Origin of the sequence: Microcoleus sp. AS-A8, assembly GCA_039962225.1 — a bacterium.
GTDB lineage: Bacteria > Cyanobacteriota > Cyanobacteriia > Cyanobacteriales > Coleofasciculaceae > Allocoleopsis.
Genome location: JAMPKV010000037.1, coordinates 27392 through 50490 on the forward strand (window position 1 = coordinate 27392; position 23099 = coordinate 50490).

The window sequence follows — 23099 nt, forward strand, 5'->3', positions numbered from 1 at the left end:
TTCATCCCCAATTCCCGATCCCCAGCTATGGCTATTTTTTCGCCTCTTGCGTCCCGACGTAAAAGCCGGCGCGTTGCCGAGGCCACCCAACAACTAATCGTTTTTCGCCTACTTGATGTTGGCTTTGCCCTACCAATTAGGGCTGTCCAAAAAGTGATCCCCAGAGACAAAATTTATGGCGCACCTGGGGGTGGTGGGGTGAGTCTAACCCTTTATCAAGAGCGAGAGTTAATTGTCATAGACGTAGAACGTCGGATTTTTAGAGTTGCACCTAGTAAAGATTCATTCAAAGATATAAGTCATCAAGCAGAAGAAGCACCTACTGATACAGATCCAGTACAACATTACTTACTGATTGTCCAAAGTTCCTCTGGACAATTGGTGGGATTACCTCTTGTTGAGCCACCCACTTTGCAGCGTGTGCCCTCCTCAGCTTTTGCCCCCCTCTCAGCGTCCTATCTTTCTGAAGGCAATCTTCGATGTGTTAGTGCACTGATCAAACGAAATAACGATGAACCTCCTCTATTTTTGCTCAATCCAGACCAGTTAGTTCAGTCTGAGCTGACTCTACCCCCAGCATGATGGGTATACTCTACTCAATTGTTCGCTCCTCATGAGAGTCGCTCTTTGCTTGGCGTAGTCGCCTCCATCCACATGATTTCTAATGTGCCTAAGTTTTCGCAACAAACAAAACAGCTAGTCCAAGAGACGTGCGATGCGTCCTGCTGCGGCTTCTCCAAGGAAGTACGCCGCAGTATAGACGCTCGTAAACTCGATAACGTAGATGCTCGTGGACTCGCTAAGGCTTCGCTATCGCTATTGCTATTGCTATCGCTATCGTCTGTAGAGTAGCTTGGCTTCACACTTCCTGGGAATGGATCTACTTCAGCACCGATTTCTGTAACCTGGGGTTCAGCAGTCACCGGAGATTCAACAGCTTCCGGTGGATTAGGTAAATCGCCCGTTCTCGAAACCTTCGATGAGCAATATTTCTGAATAGCACTCACGACAAGAGCAATTAGAGGCAAAGTGTTTATGCCAGTATTTGTTGATTCTCCTTGGTCTTTCTGCTCAGAAGCTAACTCTAAAGACATTGTTGTCACAAAACTAATTCGTTGTTTTGGGTGGAGTTCCGGAGGGCTGTTAAGTTCCTCCAGGGTGACTTGGATTTGCCTTTCGGTCGAGTGCTGTCCTGAAGCTGAGCTATCAGACATAGCGAGATTTTGTTGAGGGGCAGCAATATTTAGAACAGCCTTCCATCCTAAGGACACCTCAGTATCAGCCGAGTCAGAGTTCCTCGATTCTTGATGCTGCGCCACAGGAAACACGATGAATTGGACTTGAGTAGCTCCGTGGTGATTGATGTTTCCATCTGGCTCTTCAGCTTGGGAAACAGTAGGAGCTTCTTCCACTGGCAACGAACTCCTCTCTGGGGTATCCACCGCCTCTGTCCGCGCTACACCGCCAACACAGCCAAAAAGTGGAGAAATAGAATCGGTTATTTCTCTTGAATTTTTGGTCTGGAGATAACGGTTATCAGTTGCAAGCATTGCAGGATTAAAAATTTCATCCTGAGCTATGTCGTCGCATGAGTGTTCTCTCTGAGCTAACAAATTTTGGCCTGGGTCTGGATCAAGTTTGGTAGGATTATCTACTTTAAACGCTATGTCGTCGCATGAGTGCTCTCTCTGAGCTAACAAATTTTGGCCTGGGTCTGGATCAAGTTTGGTAGGATTATCTACTTTCTCCTCCGGTTGGCAAAAGGATTGATTTTGCGTGGTTTCAGTCGGTGGAGAAATTGTATGTTTTTCTTCTTCTTCACGTAGATGTACTTTTTCAAAATGAGTTGAGGGCGGTGGGTTTGACTGATCAATTGGCATGTCAGGTAACTTCCAGGAATATTCCAGGTGAATACCCTCTCCGCGTGTGGAACCAATCCCTAGCGCCTCTAACTCCCTGAACCAGGAACGAATGACATCAGGTCGTGGACGGTGGCGACTATCGTAGCCGCTCTGAACTGTTTTGGCTTTAATCCAACTATTGCCAGTTGCCTTGTCCATCCGTTTAGATAACTCCACGACCTTGGCTAAGTGAGGTGCCATTTCTCCCAAATCGGTCGTACAGTTAGCGTGGATCAGCTTGACTTGACCGATGTAGAACTTAGCTAGTGCGATCGCACGTTCAATCATAGAAAGTGGGATTTCTAGATCAGGGAGAGTTTTACCTGCTGTGAGTTCATGGAGGATGTGAAGATTGAGTGCCAGTCGCCCGATGTAACCTTCCATTTTGGAATAGACGGCTCTCATGCCTGGTGAGGGATGGGAGATGCGAAGCTGCTCTAGCTGGTTATAGACGGGCTGGTAACGCTTGAATGCTTCCCTTGAGAGTCTGTATTCTCTTTTTGGAAGTTGGTCGATCGCACGATAGTAATTTAATAGATGCTCGGTCAGATCAAAACTGTCGCTGTCCTCATCAGCCAGTTTGGCAGCCGCTAGAGGTTGATTGACAAACAGGAACCTTGCCCATTGACCATCTGGATCTGAGCAATCTCTCATCAGTTGTTTGAGGACGTCTGGCTGGATGGTGCCGTAGATGGAGAGAAGCAGCCCATCGAGGTCGGCTTTAGTTCCTGCGGCGCGTAAAACTGTTGCTCCTGTGCCGTCAAAAGCGGAGAGGATGTCTTGGCGATCGCTTCCACGACCCCCGGTATATTTGTTCTGAGAGGCGAATAGTCCTGCTAGTTCATCGACTAGAGCCAGAAGTGCTTTATCGGGATGAGCTTGGAATTGATAGAGAAGTCCTTCTCCCGTGGCATTGGTGAAGTAGTAAAGTCGCTGTTGAGGTGATTTCGGTTTGCCCTGGGGAAATTTCTCAGAACGCTCTTTTGACTTGCACCGATCCCAGATGACAATGTCTTTTTCGTACTGAGTCAATGCCTGAAGGTAAGCTTCTCGTTTTTCCCGCTGGATAACGGAGAGGGGCTTTTTGATGATGGCTTTGAGGATGGGCGATTTTTTCTGTCCTGACTCGGACACTAACCCAGCAAAGAGGGTAGGCGGGACGCTGAAGCCTTGGCCTTTATGAATGACGAGTTCAGTTTTAGTTTTGTGGAGACTCGAAGCGGCGACCAAGACTGAGGTAAGACACACCTCAGGACGGATATTGAGAGAGTGGGCCAACTGAGTCAGGGGTTGAGCAAGGTCAGTGGGGAGAAATTCGCTCAAGTTTAGGGATTGGTCTCCAAGTTGGAGGAGGTTGTCCACTTCTGATCTGCAATGCTCCCTTGATTGTTCTCGCTCCAATTCCTGATCTATCGTTTCAAATAACCGGGAAATTTCCCGCTCTGATATTCCAGGATTATTTGTTCTGATTCTGATTTTAGCGGCTTGTAGTTCTGAGGGTGGTAAATCTTGAATCAGAATGTCTTTGATTTGGTTTCTGATTATTGTTAAGAGAGGCTTTTGTTCAAGCGATTTAACCACCATTGTTCCCCTGACCCTGTTTTTATCATCTTTGCTGTTGTCTTCGTCACCATTAGGGCTGCCGCCTGTAGGTAGGCGTCCACCACCTCCAGAACCATTCCCACTGCCGGCCCCCCACTCTGTGGTAATGACCTCTTGGATATGAGCGGGACATTTGGCTTTAAACGTTGCCTTGTCCAGCCGATAAACTTTTTTCCAGCAACTCTCCTCACCACCTCGGTAGAGTGCGGCTGGGTGGCAAGAGGCTGGGTCAATCGTGTGAAGAATGCGATTAATTCGGTCGAAGTCCAGCCCTAACTGAGTGCCAGCGTAATGGGCTAATGTTACTGCGTCGCTAAAGATCGAGATGCCATTGGACTGTGCCCAGTTCTGCCAGCCGTACCATTCTTTAGTAGCTGTTGTCAGAGCTGAGGAGCGATCAAAATGAAGTTGCGCTCCGTTGGAGCCTGTTGGACAATTGCCGTGTAAAATGTCGCGACTGGTGTCGTTGCCCAACATTTCCAGCGGGATGCAGCCCACAGAAGGCTGATGTGTAAAGGATGTTAGCGTAGCGGGGTTTTGCCCAGGGAGAAGAGTTTTTTCATCTTTTATTTTTCCTACTCCACCCTTTTGTACCTTTTTAGTGGAATAGATTCCGATCGCATCCATTGATTCGACTTCTACTGGGATGGCGCGTTGAATCGATTGATAAGGATTGCCACTGGGGCCAATTGTGGGAGCCAACACGGTAAAACGTCCTTCAAAGAGCGCTTCACCAATATGAGAACCACCGGGAGTTAGGGAGAAGTTGGTAAAGTTGGGTTTTTGTTTAACTTTGATGCCAATTCGCCAGCCACCTGAATGCGATCGCTCAATAAATGTCTGCTGCAATTCAGGATGTTTCAGAATTGACTTGGCAGCGGCGTCACAATCTTCCTGGGTTGGGAACTGCTTAACGTCAAAATCGAGCCAGACGGTATTGTTCCAACCTCCAAGCGTTCCAACCCCGTTGCTAGGATTGGTAAACCAGGCTTTTATCTCCGAACGTTTCGGGAGTCGCTTCTGATACTTCCGATGATTGATTAAGCGAGGGTTGCCTTCTGCGTCTATAAAGGATGGATTTTTGCCAGTGTAAAGGGGTAGCGGCTGGAGGTCTGCTGTAACTGGACAGTGTGACCATACACCTTGCTCTGCGTTTCCTGGATCGATTTTGTGATATTCCCATGCCGATTGAGCGGGTGCTACGGGTAGGGCTGGGTAGTTGTGAGAGATGAGCCAGTCAATAACTTCTTGGCGTTCTGAAGAGGTGTCTCGATTAATTGGAGTGTGTACCATCTCATTTACCTCCCTGGTTAACCGCGTACAGGTTACATATCGGCTCTAACGGTTGAATTGAGAGGCCAGACGTGTAGTCAAAGAACGGAATTATCGTGTACATTGGAAGTGACATAACGTATGTGCTGACATAACGTGTGCATTTGAAGTGGCATTTAAAGTGACATTTGAAGTGGCATTTAAAGTGACATTTGAAGTGACATTTGAAGTGACATTGCGTGTTCATTTGAAGTAACATAACGTGTTCATTTGAAGTAACATAACGTGTGCATTGGAAGTGACATAACGTATTTATTTGAAGTGACATAACGTGTTTATTTGAAGTGACATTGCGTGTGCATTGGAAGTAACATAACGTGTTCATTTGAAGTGGCATTTGAAGTGGCATTTGAAGTGGCATTTGAAGTGACATTGCGTGTGTATTTGTAGGTAGGTCTTTTATCGGGGATCTACCTATCTGTTTTTTTAAATTTTCTTGAGCCTCATTTGGTGAAGTGAGGCTAGTAATTCTGCCAGGTCTTGGGGTAGAATGAAGTACAGAAAGTTTCATATCTTTAAGGTATCCACGTTCAGTTCTTAGCTGCGTGGGTGCTTTCATTTACAGGGCTGGTTAGCTGCTTTGGTTAGGCAAGAACTTGGGGCAGCACCGGCCTTTAATTATTTGTCTAATTTCTACTTCTGGCTTTTCATCGCGAGAGTCTTTTGGAGTCAAGATTAAGGCGGTAAGATTCTTGGCTTCATGGGGAGTTCTGTGACGGAAGCGATACCACTCTTGCTAGTCTCGGGAAGGGAGAGTTAGACATGTGGTGCTATGCCGACAGAACAAACCTGAACAATATGGAGAATGTTTTTCATTCCCACGTTGTCAAGACTGGCAAGATGCACTCTATCAGCCGAGAATTTAGGCAAATAAGTACAAGGCCGTGGGGAACACGGTTTAAACCTGGGTTGGAAGCAGCGAGTAAGCCTTTGTTCTCTTCTTGCTTCCTAGCTAGATGCTAGGGGGAGTTTAATTTTACTCGTCGGTTTCCTCTTTGAGGGTGTCTCGGCGTTTTTCCTGTAACAGTTTTTCCTGTAACAGTTCTTCTAGGTTCTCGTTTCGGAGAACTTCTTCTATCATTTCGCGGACGGTATCTGACATTGTTATCCCTTTCAGGTAGCAATATAGTTTAAATCGCTCTTTTAGTGCTTCAGGCAATCGAAACCTGAGGTAGTCGTCTCTTTCCAGCGTTTGTTGCTTCTGGATATTCGTCATCATTTAAGTTCCCAGATGCGTTATGTCTAGCCGTGTGCTGTGATAACAGCATAGCAGATAATTTAATTGTTTTTGTGTGATTAAGCAATAGGTATTTGGAGGGCTTGCTTCTTTGTTTTTCTATGCAATAGAGTGCTTAATTAAGTAATGCAGTAATTAAGTAATGCAGTAATAAGTTGGTTGTGTAGTTTGGATTGGGGAGTTTATTTGTTATGTCTTAATTCCCGAATCCATTGTCTGCCTTTGGCTTCAGCACTTGAGGCGCTGTAATAGGTGCCGCTATGACGGTAGACTATGCCGTTGAGTGAGAGGGCTTCAAAGTGATGTGCGTGGGCATCTTTGTACACGAGTAGGATGAGTCCTTGGATGATGGTGATTAGGTGAATTTTGGTTGGGGTCATGGTTGCAATTTACGGTTTTGATTCCTGCACTGTTTACCCCCCTCAGTCCCCCCGAATTCAAGGGGGGAAGCTAGACTCCGACTCCTGTTCTTCCCTTAGCAACCGGAGGTCAGACTCCAACTCCTGTTCCCCCTAAAGCATCGGGGGTTAGGGGGGTTATGCAAGTTCTGTGCTGAATTTACTTTTGAGTTGTTTGGGATATGTGCATGGCGGGTTGGACGCTTGGGTGAGAAGCGTCTACGGGCTTGGGCTTAGAATGGGTTCTAGCTGAATAAGGGTTCTGTCCTGGGGAAAGGCTTGTGATAGCTCTCCCAGGTGTTGTTTGATTCCTTGTTTGGGGGTCGTGTTTGCCTTAATGCAAGGTTTTGCATTGGGTGGACTTCTGACCCGGTCTGGACGGGCGGCGTGTTCTTATGGGTACTCTCTTTAAGTCCTTTTTTGGGCTGGGGTATCCACAGTAGTCATGCCGACTTGGGAGCTGTTCACTTGTTTTAGGGCTGCTCCATAGGCTGTATGCGGCTTGTAAATTCCTCGTAAACTAACAGTACACGCCTTGTACAGCAATGTCAACGACATCTCGACAACTAACTATCCGGCTACCTCAAATAGAGTTAGATCGGATAGAGGCTTATAGTAAGCGCACTGGCAGAACTAAGACAGATCTTCTGCGAGAGTTTATCAGGTCGCTGCCTGAGCCTGAGCCTGAGTCTGAGAAGAAGTAAGTTAGGCGCAGCCGTAACCCACCAAATGCCTGTTACCTCATCGACATCGATGCGTTACGCGAGAGCTAACGCATCCTACTGAGTACTGACTGTAGTTATCAGGAAGTCAGGCTCAAGACGAAAGCCAGTCCTGTGCAGGAGCTGGTAAAAGTGCTGCTGAAAATGCAGTAATGCAGTAATGCAGTAATTAAGGTATTAATGCAGTAATGCAGTAATGCAGTAATTAAGGCAGGTTAGGCGCAGCCGTAACCCACCAGATGACTGTGAGTAGAATGATGGAGAATCTTACCGAATATCGAGAAGCTGAAAGCTGTTGACACTAGGCATCTATAGAAGCCAAACTCGGACACAGGTAGAACCAAAAAAATATAGCGGCTTTTGGTGCGATCTTGATTAACCCGTCCGTTAGCACAACGGGATGTTCCTTGTAGGGGTTGCCTTCTTCATCGCCCAATTCCGAATAAAGCCCTGCCCAACTATTTGATTAGGGCGGAATTGTTCAAGAGTGACGACCGTCAAATCGAGCTAAAGCGAAAAGATTTAAAACTACTATGACCTTTTCTCAACCAGAACAATCTTCGTCTCAAGAACCTCGCCGATTATTGATTACGGGAGGTGCTGGGTTCATTGGCTCGAATTTCGTCCATCACTGGTGTGAACACTATAAGAGCGATCGCGTAGTGGTGCTGGACGCCCTCACCTATGCTGGGAACCGCAACACACTTAAAGAGTTAGAAGGACTGGAAAATTTCCGGTTTGTTCAGGGAGATATTTGCGATCGCGCCTTGGTCGATACTCTGCTCGAAGAAGAAGCGATCGACACCGTGGCTCACTTTGCGGCAGAGTCTCACGTTGACCGCTCGATTTTAGGGCCAGATGCGTTCGTTCGCACCAATGTTGTCGGCACCTTCACCCTTTTGGAGAGCTTCCGGAATCACTGGGATCGTCGGGGCGGCAAAAATAGCGATCGCTTCCTCCACGTTTCCACCGATGAAGTCTATGGGACACTTGGGCCGGATGATCACCCGTTTACCGAAACCACCCCTTACGCCCCCAATAGCCCCTATTCGGCATCCAAAGCAGGCAGCGACCACCTCGCCCGCGCTTACTACCATACCTATGGTGTGCCGACGATCATCACCAATTGCTCCAATAATTACGGCCCCTACCATTTCCCCGAAAAACTAATCCCCCTGATGTGTATCAACATCCTGCTGGGCAAACCCCTGCCTGTTTACGGGGATGGACAGAACATTCGGGATTGGCTGTATGTCCGAGATCATTGCCGTGCGCTCGATGTCGTTATCCACAAAGGAGCACCGGGCGAAACCTATAACGTTGGCGGTAACAACGAAGTCAAAAATCTTGACCTCGTTCACATGCTGTGCGACCTGATGGATGAGTTAGCGCCCAACCTGCCCGTGAAACCGGCAAAAGAACTCATTACCTTTGTGAAAGACCGACCGGGACATGACCGCCGTTATGCCATTGATGCGACTAAAATCAAAACAGAACTGGGTTGGTCTCCCTCTGTAACCGTAGAAGAGGGACTGCGTCAAACCATTGAGTGGTATCTGAGTCACGAAGATTGGTGGCGACCCTTGCTCTCAAAAGAGTATCAAGAATACTACGCCCGCGTTTACGCTTAGACCGAAACATTAATCTTCTAGGAAGGGTTGGCACTACTGGCGAAACGCACTAATAAGGGTGCAGCTAAGATGTCATTAGAAAACAGAGACCTTAAAACCGAGTCTTAGTAATCCAATTGGGAGGTAAGACTTGACAAAAGTCGGATTAGTTGCTATTGGACGAAATGAAGGCGCTCGCCTCAAAGCGTGCCTGCATTCCGCGAAAGGGAAAGTGGCACGCATTGTCTATGTCGATTCTGGATCGACGGACGGCAGCATCGAGTTGGCGCGATCGCTAGGTGTGGATGTGGTTGAACTTGACCTGTCCACCCCCTTTACTGCCGCTCGTGCCAGAAATGCGGGATTCGACCATCTGCTTTGTGCCGAACCCCAGCTCGACTTTGTCCAATTTGTGGATGGAGACTGCGAGATCGTTGAAGGATGGATCGATCGCGCCGAAAAGGAACTCGAAGCCAACAAAAACATAGCCGTGGTCTGCGGTCGTCGGCGAGAGCGCTTCCCCGAACAGACAATCTACAACCAATTGTGCGACATAGAGTGGAATACTCCAGTGGGCGAGACCAAAGCCTGCGGGGGAGATTCCATGATGCGCGTCGAAGCCTTCCAACAAGTCGGCGGGTTCAATCCCACGCTGATTGCTGGGGAAGAACCCGAACTTTGCGTCAGACTGCGCCAGAACGGGTGGAAAATTTTCCGTCTCGATGCGGAAATGACCCTACATGACGCACAAATGACCCGGATGGGTCAGTGGTGGAAACGGGCAACTCGTGCGGGTCATGCCTACGCGGAAGGGTCTTGGTTGCATGGGGGCGAACCAGAGCGGCATTGGGTCAAGGAAACCCGGAGTATTTGGCTCTGGGGCTTGTTTATTCCCCTATTAGCCTTGGGGACAGCATGGCTAACCCACGGCTTAAGCCTGTTGCTACTGCTCGTATACCCGTTGCAGTTCATTCGCACGTTCCTCAGCTTGCGCCGCCAAAACCTCAGCAGTAAGAACGCGGCTCTCTATGCCCTATCGTGTACCGTGGGTAAGTTTGCACAGGTAGAAGGAGCCTTGAGCTTTTTACGCACTCGACTCAAGGGCAGCCAAAGTACACTGATTGAATACAAGCAGTAACGCTTCTTCCAGCACTGCAAGAGCGAACGTCAGGGTTAATCAACAGTTCCATGTCTGAGCAAATTCGATAGCGAAGCGAAGATCGCAAGAGCGGTTGATTATTGTTCAGCCTTTGTGACAATCCGTCACAGCAATGTTAAATTGACACCCCTAGAGCAGAAAGCGTGCTTGGGATTTTTAGCTCGATGAGCTTGCCTTGACTATGAAGCATTTACCGAAGCATTTACCGACCTTACAACCGCCAGGACTTTCTCCCCAAACGTATAAGTTACCGAAGAATACGCGGGACTCATGGACGCCGTTTCAAGAGGGCTTGAACCGATGATAGCGAAGCGCTGCTGCGAAGCGCAGATCGTCTGCGTCCATGAAGATCGGGCCGAATATCTCGTTGGGCTGAAGCTTACCGTCTTGAGCCTTGTACGCTATTGTCCAGACTTGCCCATCCTTATCAGTTGTCCTCGTCCCCCTGACTCTTTTCGTCAGTGGGCTGGAACCCTGCCTAACGTTCAGTTGCTCACCGACCCCAATCTCGCCGGACTCAGTTGGAACGTGAAGCCAACGATTCTCCTGCGCTGTCTGAATGAGGGTTATCGTGATGTTATTTGGATCGACGCAGATATTTTAATTAACCGGGATTTCCGCCCACGTCTGGCTCACCTGGATGATCAGACTCTGGTAGTCACCCAAGAAGTTTACTGGGGTCAGGAACAAGGCGGGAGCCATCGGACTGTTGCTTGGGGACTTCAGCCAAGCCGGACTCTACCGGCAACAGTCAACACGGGAATTGTCCGAGTAACCCCCCATCACGTCGAACTCCTCAAGGCTTGGCAGACAATGCTTGCTCACCCAGCTTATCGGCAGGCGCAGCTCCAGCCCTACTACGAACGTCCGCTGCACATGCTGACAGACCAAGAAGTCCTCACCGCCCTTCTGGGAGCAACCGAGTTTTCCGATATACCCGTCGAAATGCTGGAGCGCGGAGTCGATATCGCCCAATGTTTTGGACCTGCGGGCTATACCCCCACAGAACGACTGCACAATATCAGCCAAGGTCTACCTGCGTTCATCCACTCAATGGGGCGCAAACCTTGGGAGAGAGCGCCGTCTCCTTCATCGATTTGGAGTTCTGGGGAACCACTGCCTAGGCGTCTCCGCAAGTACTACGATTACATTCATCTAGAGCTTTCTCCCTATACATCCATCGCCCGCGAATACCGGGAACAGCTTGGAGAAGAGGCGACTTGGCTGGAGGTGAAAAGTACCCCCGCACGGCTCTTGGCAACACTGTCGGCAAATCATCCCACACTGCAAGGTTTACCCCTAGCTGTTTTTGACGCTGGAGTCCGTCACGCCCGTCGTCTGCTCCGCATCGGTCGCTACCGCCTCGATGCGAGCTTCAACCTGGAGTCTTCACCCCTCGAACCCATGCACGACTAAAGCCAAAAGTCAAGGTTGTGTTATAACGTACTTGAGTTGAGCGAACTCGTACAGGGACACAGAGGATGAGGAACATGACCGATCGAGAACTAGAGGAGAAGCGTTAAGGATGCGAGTTGTAATTGTGGCGGAAAATGCCTCGACGAAACTTGGAGGTGAAGCGTTCGATCCGCTGCATTACTTCCGGGTACTGCGATCGCGTAATATTGAAGCCCACTTAGTGGTGCATTCCCGCACGCAAGCGGAACTGCAAGCTCTGTATCCAGAGGATTGCTCACACATGCACTTTGTCCCTGACACCTGGCTGCATCAGTTGTTATGGTTTTGCGAGCAGCGCTTGCCGAGACGGGCGGGGGAGGTCACAATGGGGCTGCTCAGTCACCTGTATACACAGACTATCCAGCGCCGCCTGATCCGCCAACTGGTTCACGAACACCAAATTGATGTAGTTCACGAGCCGATCCCGCTCTCACCCAAATACCCGTCACTGATATTTGAGGTTGGAGCCCCTGTCATCATTGGACCCCTAAACGGCGGTATGGAATTTCCGCTAGCATTCCGCTCTCGCCAAAACTATTTCGAGGAATTGACGATAGCCGTTGGTCGCCAAGTTTCTAATTTCTGCAATCGCCTTCTTCCAGGCAAGCTGAGGGCCAAGACGCTGCTCGTTGCTAATGAGCGAACCAAGCAGGCTCTACCATCTGGTGTGCGCGGCACAGTGATTGAACTGGTAGACAATGGGGTAGATTTATCCGTGTGGCAACCTGTGGCTCCAGTCGCTTATGAGCCGAACCAGAGGGTTCGTTTTGTCTACGTCGGTCGGCTGGTGGACTGGAAAGCCGTAGACTTGCTGCTGGAAGCCTTCCAACCCGTTCCCGCCCAAACCGATGCCATCCTAGAAATCATCGGCGATGGCAAGCTACGGCAGGAACTGGAAGCGCTCTCGCAGCGCCTAGGATTGACTGACCGTGTTGTATTTACGGGCTGGCTGTCTCAAGCGGAGTGTGCTCTCAAGCTACAGCAAGCTGACGGAATGGTTCTACCTAGCCTGCTGGAATGCGGCGGAGCCGTGGTTCTGGAAGCCATGGCCATGGGACTGCCAGTTATTGCCACAAATTGGGGTGGCCCTGCCGATTATCTGGATTCCACCTGCGGGTTTTTGATTGACCCGACTTCAAAAGAAGCGTTTGTGAACGGGCTAACCGACGCCATGATCAAGCTGTCCCTGTCACCTGAACTTCGGCTGTCTATGGGACGCGCAGGACTTGAGCGTGTCCAGAAGTATTTTGACTGGGAGCGTAAAGTTGACCGAATCCTGGAAATTTATCAGGAGACTTGCGCCGAAAAGCCGACACAATGTATTGGTTCAGGCAGGGGTTGAGGTTGCTGCAAGCCACCAGACTGGGGGTTGCGTGGAACCTTACCAATTATTACGGGGAAGGGAGGGGTCAATTTCTTGTGTCCAATCCTTGATTCCACCTTGAACTTTTGTACCCTTAATGCCCGCTTTTTCTAGGAGTACCAAGGCTCTAGCTGAACGTTTTCCTGAGGTACAGTAAGCCAGCAATTGGCGACCCTTGAGTCTAGACTTAATCTGATCAATGCCTTTTCCTTGCTCAATATCAGAAATCGGTACAAGGACTGAACCCGGAATGTGAGACAGTTTGTACTCTTCAGGGGTACGAACATCCACAAGCAGGTAATTTTTCGCTTTACTATCCATTAATTGCTTGAGCTGCTGCACGCTCATTACAGGCGTTTCCGCCTCCTGAATGGCATACCCAAGCACAGGCCAATCTGACGCCGATGCTAAGGGTACACCGGCTTGAATGAGTGGTCTGAGCAAATCTGAATTGTGACGCACAGCCAAGACACCCGCGACTGTTCCTACTACCACGACTAAAGCACAACCGGATAACCACCGACGTTCAAACATATCCTTGATCGAGTCCTATAGAGGAGACAGGTCAAACGAAGTATGAAGTATAAAGTATGAAACTACCCAACCTCCGAAAGCTAGGCTCTGGTCAGGATGGGGCATGTACCGATAATTTATCTTCTCACTTCATCCTTTACACTTCAGAATTTTATATAGTTAAAATTGACTCTATAAAACTCTGAGCTAACGTTTATATCCTAATAGATACGAAAGAAAACAATAAGATTATCGAGAAGTCTTCTTAAATAATTTAAACATCCAAAAAGTTTTGAAGTTTGTGTAAACTGACATGCTTCCGGCGCTAATTCTACGGATAAAGAACTCGAAATTCCACTTCATCGCTCGGACTTGTATGGAATGGGGAACTCTCCAAAGATAGAGATTATTTCCCCTTTCGGAATCTTTGAGGCAAGACGGGATGAAAGGTTTTGCAGAAGCTAGAATACAAGCGCAAAAATTTGATTTGGGGTCATTCCTTAATCAAATTCACAAATGGCGGCTACCACTCTAGTTAAGTCAGCCTCGGTTAAGTCATTGTAAAACGGCAGACGGACTAAGCGCTCGCTCACATCTTCCGTTACTGGACAGTCTCCTTCCTTACCGCCAAACTTCTGTCCCATCTCCGACAAGTGCAAAGGCAGATAGTGGAAAGCGCTGATGATATTCTGAGCCTTCAAGTGAGCAATCAAGGCTTGACGCTTTTCCAGGGAAGGCATCAACAAGTAGAACATGTGATAAGCCTGTTCACAGTGGTCTGGCACAATCGGAAAGCGGATGTCATGCTTCTCGGCCCAGTCCTGAAGATGTTTGTGATAATACTCCCATACCTCCCGCCGTTTCGCTTGAATCTGCTCCTGGACTTCTAGCTGAGCATACAAGTAGGCAGCGAGCATATCCGAAGGAAGATAACTCGAACCAACGTCAACCCAAGTATATTTGTCCACCTGACCGCGATAGAAGCGGCTGCGGTTGGTTCCTTTCTCGCGAATCACCTCAGCCCGTTCTATATACTGGGGATCGTTAATTAGCAGAGCACCACCCTCGCCACAGTTAAAATTTTTGGTTTCATGAAAGCTCTGGGTAGCCAGACACCCAAAAGTGCCTAGATACTTCCCTTTGTACTTGCCAAAAAGCCCATGGGCATTGTCTTCAACAACCGCGACACCATGTTGTCCAGCCAATTCCATAATGGCGTCCATCTCACACCCAATCCCAGCATAGTGTACGGGGACAATAACTTTAGTACGGGGTGTGATCAGTTTTTCCAGGTTATTCTCGTCCAAGTTGAGTGTATCTGGACGGATATCACAGAACACAGGATAGACACCCCGTAGAACAAAAGCATTGACTGTAGAGACAAAGGTGAACGAAGGAAAAATCACTTCGTCACCGGGCTGGAGATTCAGCAACAGCGCTGCCATTTCTAAGGCATGGGTACAAGAAGTAGTCAGTAGCGCTTTAGAAACTCCTAATGTCTGTTCCAGGAGAGTATGACATTTCTTAGTAAAAGGTCCATCGCCACAAGTATGTACGTTCTTGATGGCTTGTCGAATATACTCAAATTCTTTTCCAACAGCAAAAGGTTGGTTAAAAGGAATCGTAGACACAAGTCACCCCCACTTGAAGTTTGTTATTATAATTCAGCTTTTCGCTAGCATCAATAGTTTTGAGGAACGAAGCACCAAAACCGAGATTACCTAAAATTTCTGATCTTCTGTACCTGTTATGCAGAAATTAAATACAGAAACTCTGTAAGCCTTACTGGGAAGTGCTTCGAGTTTAAAAAATCTGTTAATTTATACAGATCTTTCCCCAATAAGGCTTTTGGGAATAAGGCTTTTGGGCTGATTTGGCATACTAAGTAATGAAGAGCCATTTTTATACAGTAACCTCAGTCATCATCAAAGGAAAACTACAGTCGAAAATAGAACTCTTGCTCAAGTCAATTTTTACGACCCGACTGTAGGACTTATCGCCCTTTTGTTTGCCATTTATGCAAGAGAGCTAATGATCCTGATTAAGTGACAAATCCAGAAGAGGTCGCATGGCATCAGGATCAACCGTTAGTTCAGTTGCTCATCCCAGTCCAACGAAGTTGATTAAGACTCGGAAGTCTCGACAGCATCCCGCTCTGTACGAACCCACTTCTTTTGGGGTTGAATCAGAAACGCCAGATACAGTGGAATCTTCCCAAGAATGTAGAAGGGCACGGATAAAAGTGTTTGTACCGGGAAGTCCTCTCGACCAAACTTCGCCCAAGCGCTAGCGATTGAGATAAAAATGAGTTGCCCTTCTATGGCTAAAAAAATCGAGGGCATCCATGAAGCACCCAATGTCCCCGCCAATAACGCACCTCCCATGAAAACGACCCAAATCATCACTAATAGGGAGAGGGGTGGAATACACAAATCTAGGGCAAGCGCCAACAGGTCGAAACGTCTTTTCAGCACAGCCGCTTTGAGCAGTTTTGGTACTTGTGTCAATAGCGTTTGCAAGTGACCATGTTCCCAGCGCGTCCGTTGAGATTTGGCGGCTTGCTCCTGCTGCGGGAGACGCCCTATCACTTTTGCCTCCTCTTCAAAGACAGGAGCAAGTCCTGCGATCGCTAAATCTATAGAGAGCTGCATGTCCTCAACAATATTGCCACTAGCAAGGGTCGCCTTCACAATGGCAGACCAAGGGAAAGCCATACCCGTACCCGTTAACAAGCAGGGCAACCGCAGTTGCGTTAATCCACTGGGACGGACTAAGTTTTTCACCATAAACGCCAGCGCCGAGACCGAATCCTTGGGGCCTGGGTTAGCGGGTTGTTCCATGAGGTAGATGGCTTGAACGGGTCGTGCAACCGATGCGGCGACGCCAGCAATCCGTTCAATAGTGCCTTGCTCAACAATACAATCTGCATCAACAATCACAACCACGTCTGGGGGGTCTGCCTCGATAGACCGCAAGCCATAATCTAAGGCATACCCTTTGCCCCTTTGATCAAGGTCTTGTCGTTCAACTACGATTGCCTTGGGCACCGTCCTCGTATGAGTTCCGGCTTGGGCAATCCCATCAAGTATAGGTTCGCTCAGCACTTGCTCTTGGGCAATGCCCACGTTCGCTAACAGTGCAATTTGACTTTCGCAGCAGCGCTTTGCTATCGTCGCTGTTTCATCAGTACAATTATCGGCAATGACGACAAGGCGATCTTGACCCGTTAACTGAGGCAATATTGTCTCTAGCGTTGTACCAATGCCAACCGCTTCATTGTGAGCGGGAACTAAGACCGCTACTCTTGGTCGGGGTACGCTCTTCACCCATGACTCAGTTCGACCCGGTAATAAGGCTGCAATGCATTCAATAAAAAGAACCGCGATGGGAACGAGCAGTCCAAGTGCGATTACGAATAGGATGATATCAACAACTAAAAACACTGGCTGATAGTTGACAAATAAGTGGATTGGCTTAGCAACAAGTCAACGGCCTAGAGCGTCTTACACCAAATTAGCCGTTTATTGTAAGAACAGACAAGACCAAAGAAACAAAAGATAGCTGGAGAACACCTTACACAAATCGAGTAATTTGTCTCACTATGTCTAGTTTTGGGCTAATTACCGCTTGATAAGAGCCTCCGTTCTTAGGTGAGCCACTAAAATTGTAACAAGCTGAACTTATAACCCAAATAAACAACACCAGAAGCCCAGCCTGTGGGAGCCAATAACCCCCAAATAGATTTCAGCTAAACTCTATTAGGGAGAGTATCTGAGAGATTCAGAGGTTAGATTTAATTCCGCCTACCTACTTAGCAATTCTCCTAGGAATCCTAGGCTTGTAATTTTTAATTCAAGGGTAGATGTTAGGGAAGCGGACTGATGTCCAAGCAAGTCAGGGTCTAGGATACAGCCTCCAATTTTTGATAACATCAAGTGGGTTAAAAGTCCCACTAGTTACTTAAAAGCTACCGTTGGCATAGGCTAAGCACTACTACGGAAAGCCAGCAGAGACATCCGGAAAGATGATTTCAACGCTCGCGCAAGCTGTGTCCGCTTCACTATTACTGGAATCCTAAGTAAGGCAGAGGAAATCCGCCTACTTGAATATTTCGGTCTGCGGAAGGCAGGCTGCTGCTAGGAGAACAGGAAATGGTTACGTCCGTCAGGGCCACAATAGCTGAGATGAGAGTGAGCCTGTACTAAGTGCAGTCTTGCACAAATAACTAAGCTGTTGAAATCCCCCCATCTCCCCATCCTCCTATCTGCCCATATAGTGTAGGAACTGCTTAACAACTTCTGCTGGCGCTGTACTAAGCCTCCAGACGCCGTATAAAACCAGACGAAGAGTGCGGACACGTTCCTTTGCCGAAGCACGCGGCGCTATCATCAGATTCGGTTCAGAATTCGGAAATGGGTATCTAACGTAGCAACGGCGGATGAAACTGGAAGCCCGTCTTTTACTGCATAGCAACCAATAAGGGTACTTCACACAATTTGTTCCTTTTCATGGAAACCAATAAATTGTGTAAACAAAAATTTACAAAGAGAAAAAAGAAAAAAACGGTAATGCATAGCTAAATACATCAAGCGGGAAATCCTTCCGTGATACCGCCAGGATTAACAGGCGAAAAAGCCAATCCTCAGTACTCAGTTGTTCCGTACACCGTTGTTCCATCCGGCATGATAGCCAGACTTAAGTCAGCACCCTTTAGATTAGTCTTGATCAGAATCGCCTTGGTTAAATCAGCGTAACGCAAGACAGCATTATTAAAATTAGCTCCTGTTAGGTTGGCTCCCGTCATATGTGCTCCGACCAGCGTAGCATTACTCAAGTTGGCACTCTCTAACTTAGCACCGGTTAGATCGGCATCTCGAAGCTCGGTACGATTCAGGGTAGCCATACTTAAATTTGCCTTAGCCAAGTTGGTATTTAAGAGTTGAGCGTTACTGAGATCAGCACCTTTAAAGTCACTCTCTTGAAAGTCAGCTCCATCCAAGTCGGCATAAGTTAAGTTAGCTTGATTGAGACGCGCACCGCTCATTTTGGCATCTTTGAGCTTAGTATTCTTGAGATTGGCACGGGAGAGATCAGTATTTCTCAAGTCAGCACCACTCAAGTCTAGACCACTCAGATTAATTTCACGGAGGTCACACCCAACACATCTCTTGGTTTTCAAAATCAGTGCAACATCTATTTTTTTAGCTTTTAGCGGTTGAACAGCTTTTTGAAGATTTTCCAGAGGCTTAATTCTTAGCGGTTGCGTCATATTTTCAGCAACGGATAAACGTACTGCAATCGGCAGTGTGGCAGCAGCTAATAGCGTTAAGACGATAATAACGGTTCTTAAGTTCATACGCCAAAGCCTGCGAATTTTGAGTTGGGACTATCCCTTTATTTACTTTACTCGCTCGATAAATCAAAAGACCGGATTCAGAGCTTAAAGTTTCGATAAACTCAAAGCAAATTAAACTCTCACAAAATTAATTTAGGAATCAAATATCCGGATTTTTTTAGGAAGTTTGCCTTCTCACAGTGGAATTCATCCGCGTCATTCTCATAAGTCAGTTAAGGTGAAATCTATGTAACAACCAGTCTGGCTGACCGAAGATAATGGGATACAAGCTCCGTAACTATTGCTCCGGGTCCTTCTAGGACGGCTTTTAAAAGGAATTGATTTTCTGATTAGGTATAATGGCTCAAGCTAGCCCACTACAGGTAGGATTCGTCGGTACTACCAATCAATTCACGACGTAAAGTGATGGTGGTAGCTCCAGGTGCGAAAAACCTCTTAAAAAAACGCATGGACTCGACAGACTAACGAAGCCAGAAAAGTAAACATGATTGGGAAAGCAGAAAAACGTACCGTGGAGTATGCTCACTAAAGCTCCGCTGGGAACGAGAGGAAAAATCCTAAGAAAGCTTGAGGAGATAAGCCCTCTGGGATTGTCTAAGTTAGACTCGGTGCTTGGTTCAATCGAACGGGTATCTGGTTTAAGTACTGCCGCAAGGATAGGCAATGTTTATTGGCGTGTCGATGAACCAAGAATCTCCGCACATAAGAGAGCGGAGAGTGTCAAATAATGCATTCAGTAAGGCAGTAATTACGCTTACATGTCCATCATTGCCTTAATTAATCAGAAGGGCGGCTGCGGAAAATCTACCACAGCGGTACATTTTGCCTACTGGCTAGCCACCAAAAAGAAAAAGAAGGTACTGCTGGTAGATGCTGATGCCCAGCAGTCCAGCTCAGAATGGATATTAGGGATGGAGTCGGCAATTCCCTATAAGGTGGTACAGACCCCCGACGACTTGTTAGAGCAGATTCCGGAGTTAGCAGAGCAATATGATCTGCTTATTGTTGATGGTCCGGCTTCTTTAGCTGAAGCCACCCGTGCAATTCTGTTCCGTGCTGACCTAGCAATTGTTCCAGTACAACCCACAGGCGTTGATTTGCGTTCGGCTTCTGATGCTGTGAGAGTAATTAGGCAAGCTCAGTCTGTGAGAGGAGGCCCTCCAGCCGCGGCGGTGTTTCTGAGCAGAGCTGTGAAAGGGACAAAGCTCAAAGATGAAGCGCTTACCCTTTTGAGCAAAACGCCAGAGGTACTCCTACTCAAAACGGTGATTCATCAGAAACAAGGGATCGCCGACACATCAGGTCAGTCCGCAACAGTCTGGAATTTCCCTGGTGCAAGAGCGAAAGAATCCGCGCAGGAGTATGAGCGATTGTTCAAAGAAATTCTGACAATGCTATGAGGAAGAGAAAAAGTCGGAAGTCCCTAGATGATATCCTGGCGCAGCAGTTTATCTATGGTGAAAGACTGCAAGAGCTAGATCGAGGGCTTTCCCCAAAACCAACCTCATCTAAACCTCCCTTAGAACCAAAAGCAGATGTACCATTAGGCGCGACGGAAGAAACACCCAACGAACAGCTTCTGACGGATAAATTCCAAACCCCACCCAAAGAAGCCACAATCCGCTTCACCGTTGATTTGCCTGCGTCGATGCATCAGAGGTTATCCCTCTTGGCGGCAAGAACTGGCAAAAGGAAGGCAGAGATTGTACGGTTATTGCTGGATGAAGTCTTAAAGGATGTGCTACAGTGATATGCGCCCAAAAAAGAAGGCTTCTCGATGCACGAGTAGCAATGGAACAGAAGTATACGCTAAGCTCAGCAAGCCGCAAAAAAAAGCTTTGTAGAGTTCAGCAATAATTCGTGCCATCAGGGACAAAGGTTGCCTCAAAACTAGGGGTAAATTGAATATTGCTATCACAGGAGATTGCTTAGGTGCATTCTCTTGGAATTCTTCCTATTCATCTATTAAGAGTGAAATAGACTGAACCCGAAAAAGCAAGAGTGGGTTCACCCCCTGCTCTGTTGATTTAGTTTCCCCATCTCTGGCTTTTGGTGAAATAGGGAAAAAGAAAAACATGTTGCCCGATGAGTGCAAAGCACTCGTTAAAAAAATCAACGTTCCAGAGAACTTAGGCCAAGACTCATGGAAGCGGTAAAGGTGCTTTGGGTAGGATAAGGTGGGGTATTGTACCACAAGAGACAATGGAATACGCCGCATCTTTCAAAAGTCGTAAAATCACCCTTCATTCGTTCGGTCGTCCCACCTCTATTGCCGAAGCAATTTGTTACATGAGGAGAGTGAGCCAGGCCGATCCTTGAGTTAAGGCCAAGATAGATTTCCCTTTTATACGGGATGTTTCAGCCTTCATCCACCGTCGTGCTATCACCCAATTGACGATTCGGTTCTCCCCATTCACAGGGCTTGCTGTCCTGTTACATTAGAAGAGGGTCGAGGGAAGGACCAAAACACCCCAAACCTAGACCGAATAAGAGTTTGAAACCCGCCAAACCCGAAGAGGCCAAAAACCTTATTGGCGGGTGAAGGGTATAAGTGAAGCTTAGGGAGTAATTAAAAAGGAGAAAACCCCCAAAAAAATTTTCGGGTTTCCCCACACAATCCCAAAAAAACTGCTACAGTAGTGAAGTGTTCGATTAAAGCTTCCCCCAAAAAGGATGTAAGCCAAGCCGGACACGCTGAACCTAGAAAAACCAATAGTTTGAAAGCCAAAATAAGTACCAATCCTCGTCAGAAATCAATCAAGTTTTGGGTTAACCCCCAAGGCTGAAAAAAAGAAGAGGATTCCGGAAATCAAAAGTTTTCGGAGCCAAAAGTAACTTTCTATCAAAATGGAGAGTTTGATCCTGGCTCAGGATGAACGCTGGCGGTCTGCTTAACACATGCAAGTCGAACGGGACTCTTCGGAGTTCAGTGGCGGACGGGTGAGTAACGCGTGAGAATCTGCCTTCAGGTCGGGGACAACCACTGGAAACGGTGGCTAATACCCGATGTGCGCAACGTGAAAGATTTATCGCCTGAAGAGGAGCTCGCGTCTGATTAGCTAGTTGGTGGGGTAAAAGCTCACCAAGGCGACGATCAGTAGCTGGTCTGAGAGGATGATCAGCCACACTGGGACTGAGACACGGCCCAGACTCCTACGGGAGGCAGCAGTGGGGAATTTTCCGCAATGGGCGAAAGCCTGACGGAGCAAGACCGCGTGAGGGAGGAAGGCTCTTGGGTTGTAAACCTCTTTTCTCAGGGAAGAACAAAATGACGGTACCTGAGGAATCAGCCTCGGCTAACTCCGTGCCAGCAGCCGCGGTAATACGGAGGAGGCAAGCGTTATCCGGAATTATTGGGCGTAAAGCGTCCGCAGGTGGCACTTCAAGTCTGTCGTCAAAGACTGGGGCTTAACCCTGGAAAGGCGGTGGAAACTGAAGCGCTAGAGTGTGGTAGGGGTAGAGGGAATTCCCGGTGTAGCGGTGAAATGCGTAGAGATCGGGAAGAACATCGGTGGCGAAAGCGCTCTACTGGACCACAACTGACACTCAGGGACGAAAGCTAGGGGAGCGAATGGGATTAGATACCCCAGTAGTCCTAGCCGTAAACGATGGATACTAGGTGTGGCTCGTATCGACCCGAGCCGTGCCGTAGCTAACGCGTTAAGTATCCCGCCTGGGGAGTACGCTCGCAAGAGTGAAACTCAAAGGAATTGACGGGGGCCCGCACAAGCGGTGGAGTATGTGGTTTAATTCGATGCAACGCGAAGAACCTTACCAGGGCTTGACATGTCCGGAATCCCTTGGAAACGAGGGAGTGCCTTCGGGAGCCGGAACACAGGTGGTGCATGGCTGTCGTCAGCTCGTGTCGTGAGATGTTGGGTTAAGTCCCGCAACGAGCGCAACCCTCGTTTTTAGTTGCCATCATTAAGTTGGGCACTCTAGAGAGACTGCCAGTGACAAACTGGAGGAAGGTGGGGATGACGTCAAGTCAGCATGCCCCTTACGTCCTGGGCTACACACGTACTACAATGCGACGGACAAAGGGCAGCGAGCGAGCGATCGTCAGCTAATCCCATAAACCGTGGCTCAGTTCAGATCGCAGGCTGCAACTCGCCTGCGTGAAGGAGGAATCGCTAGTAATTGCAGGTCAGCATACTGCAGTGAATTCGTTCCCGGGCCTTGTACACACCGCCCGTCACACCATGGGAGCTGGTTTTGCCCGAAGTCGTTACCCTAACCCGCAAGGGAGGGGGACGCCGAAGGCAGGGCTGGTGACTGGGGTGAAGTCGTAACAAGGTAGCCGTACCGGAAGGTGTGGCTGGATCACCTCCTTTTAAGGGAGACCAACTTCCTGCTCATACCTGTGTCCAATGTGAATCAGGTCAACAGTGAAGCTATCCCTGGTCGGTCGAGATTGGTGAAAAAGGCTTTCAAACTATATTGGGTTCGGC

General features: G+C 48.1%; 14 protein-coding genes and 1 rRNA gene. 9 read left to right on the top strand and 6 right to left on the bottom strand.

Annotated features, from left to right (window positions below; all coding sequences use genetic code 11):
• Nucleotides 1–27 precede the first annotated feature (27 nt).
• On the top strand, nt 28–582 hold the full coding sequence (locus tag NDI48_29995; GenBank protein ID MEP0835399.1) for a chemotaxis protein CheW: 555 nt from the start codon (nt 28–30) through the stop codon (nt 580–582).
• A 29-nt stretch (nt 583–611) separates the two neighbouring features.
• Here NDI48_29995 and NDI48_30000 read toward each other — a convergent pair whose 3' ends face one another.
• Nucleotides 612–4796, bottom strand: a complete 4185-nt coding sequence (locus tag NDI48_30000) for a DUF3987 domain-containing protein (GenBank protein ID MEP0835400.1) — start codon at nt 4794–4796, stop codon at nt 612–614.
• A 1458-nt stretch (nt 4797–6254) separates the two neighbouring features.
• The gene (locus NDI48_30005; protein ID MEP0835401.1) at nt 6255–6452 is read right to left on the bottom strand and encodes a hypothetical protein; all 198 of its coding nucleotides are present in this window, start codon (nt 6450–6452) and stop codon (nt 6255–6257) included.
• Between the two features lie 563 nt (nt 6453–7015).
• Between NDI48_30005 and NDI48_30010 the strand changes: the two genes are divergently transcribed.
• The 5 genes from NDI48_30010 (at nt 7016) to NDI48_30030 (ending at nt 12758) form a co-directional block, all read left to right on the top strand.
• Nucleotides 7016–7174: a ribbon-helix-helix protein, CopG family gene (locus NDI48_30010; protein ID MEP0835402.1), complete on the top strand. Its 159-nt coding sequence runs from the start codon at nt 7016–7018 to the stop codon at nt 7172–7174.
• A gap of 551 nt (nt 7175–7725) precedes the next feature.
• Nucleotides 7726–8823 (top strand): dTDP-glucose 4,6-dehydratase, encoded by a 1098-nt coding sequence (gene rfbB / locus NDI48_30015; GenBank protein MEP0835403.1) that lies wholly within the window; start codon nt 7726–7728, stop codon nt 8821–8823.
• Nucleotides 8824–8953: 130 nt separating this feature from the next.
• On the top strand, nt 8954–9940 hold the full coding sequence (locus NDI48_30020; protein ID MEP0835404.1) for a glycosyltransferase: 987 nt from the start codon (nt 8954–8956) through the stop codon (nt 9938–9940).
• A 321-nt stretch (nt 9941–10261) separates the two neighbouring features.
• Nucleotides 10262–11377 (top strand): putative nucleotide-diphospho-sugar transferase, encoded by a 1116-nt coding sequence (locus NDI48_30025; protein MEP0835405.1) that lies wholly within the window; start codon nt 10262–10264, stop codon nt 11375–11377.
• A 109-nt stretch (nt 11378–11486) separates the two neighbouring features.
• Nucleotides 11487–12758, top strand: coding sequence for a glycosyltransferase family 4 protein (locus NDI48_30030; protein MEP0835406.1), 1272 nt, complete (start codon nt 11487–11489; stop codon nt 12756–12758).
• A gap of 39 nt (nt 12759–12797) precedes the next feature.
• On the opposite strand, the gene NDI48_30035 is transcribed toward NDI48_30030, so the two are convergent.
• The 4 genes from NDI48_30035 to NDI48_30050 all read right to left on the bottom strand — a co-directional run bounded on the left by NDI48_30035 (nt 12798) and on the right by NDI48_30050 (nt 18648).
• A complete protein-coding gene (locus NDI48_30035; protein MEP0835407.1) occupies nt 12798–13313 on the bottom strand; it encodes a rhodanese-like domain-containing protein in 516 nt (171 codons plus the stop codon).
• Between the two features lie 479 nt (nt 13314–13792).
• Nucleotides 13793–14923: a dTDP-4-amino-4,6-dideoxygalactose transaminase gene (gene rffA / locus NDI48_30040; protein MEP0835408.1), complete on the bottom strand. Its 1131-nt coding sequence runs from the start codon at nt 14921–14923 to the stop codon at nt 13793–13795.
• 492 nt (nt 14924–15415) lie between these two features.
• A complete protein-coding gene (locus NDI48_30045; GenBank protein ID MEP0835409.1) occupies nt 15416–16735 on the bottom strand; it encodes a glycosyltransferase in 1320 nt (439 codons plus the stop codon).
• A gap of 1199 nt (nt 16736–17934) precedes the next feature.
• Entirely contained in the window at nt 17935–18648 is a 714-nt protein-coding gene (locus tag NDI48_30050) for a pentapeptide repeat-containing protein (GenBank protein ID MEP0835410.1), read from the bottom strand.
• Between the two features lie 758 nt (nt 18649–19406).
• Here NDI48_30050 and NDI48_30055 point away from each other — a divergent pair.
• The 3 genes from NDI48_30055 (at nt 19407) to NDI48_30065 (ending at nt 22982) form a co-directional block, all read left to right on the top strand.
• On the top strand, nt 19407–20048 hold the full coding sequence (locus tag NDI48_30055) for an AAA family ATPase (GenBank protein ID MEP0835411.1): 642 nt from the start codon (nt 19407–19409) through the stop codon (nt 20046–20048).
• Nucleotides 20045–20398: a hypothetical protein gene (locus NDI48_30060; GenBank protein MEP0835412.1), complete on the top strand. Its 354-nt coding sequence runs from the start codon at nt 20045–20047 to the stop codon at nt 20396–20398. The genes NDI48_30055 and NDI48_30060 overlap by 4 nt, the downstream gene beginning before the upstream one ends.
• A gap of 1094 nt (nt 20399–21492) precedes the next feature.
• Nucleotides 21493–22982 (top strand): 16S ribosomal RNA (locus NDI48_30065).
• Nucleotides 22983–23099: the final 117 nt, after the last annotated feature.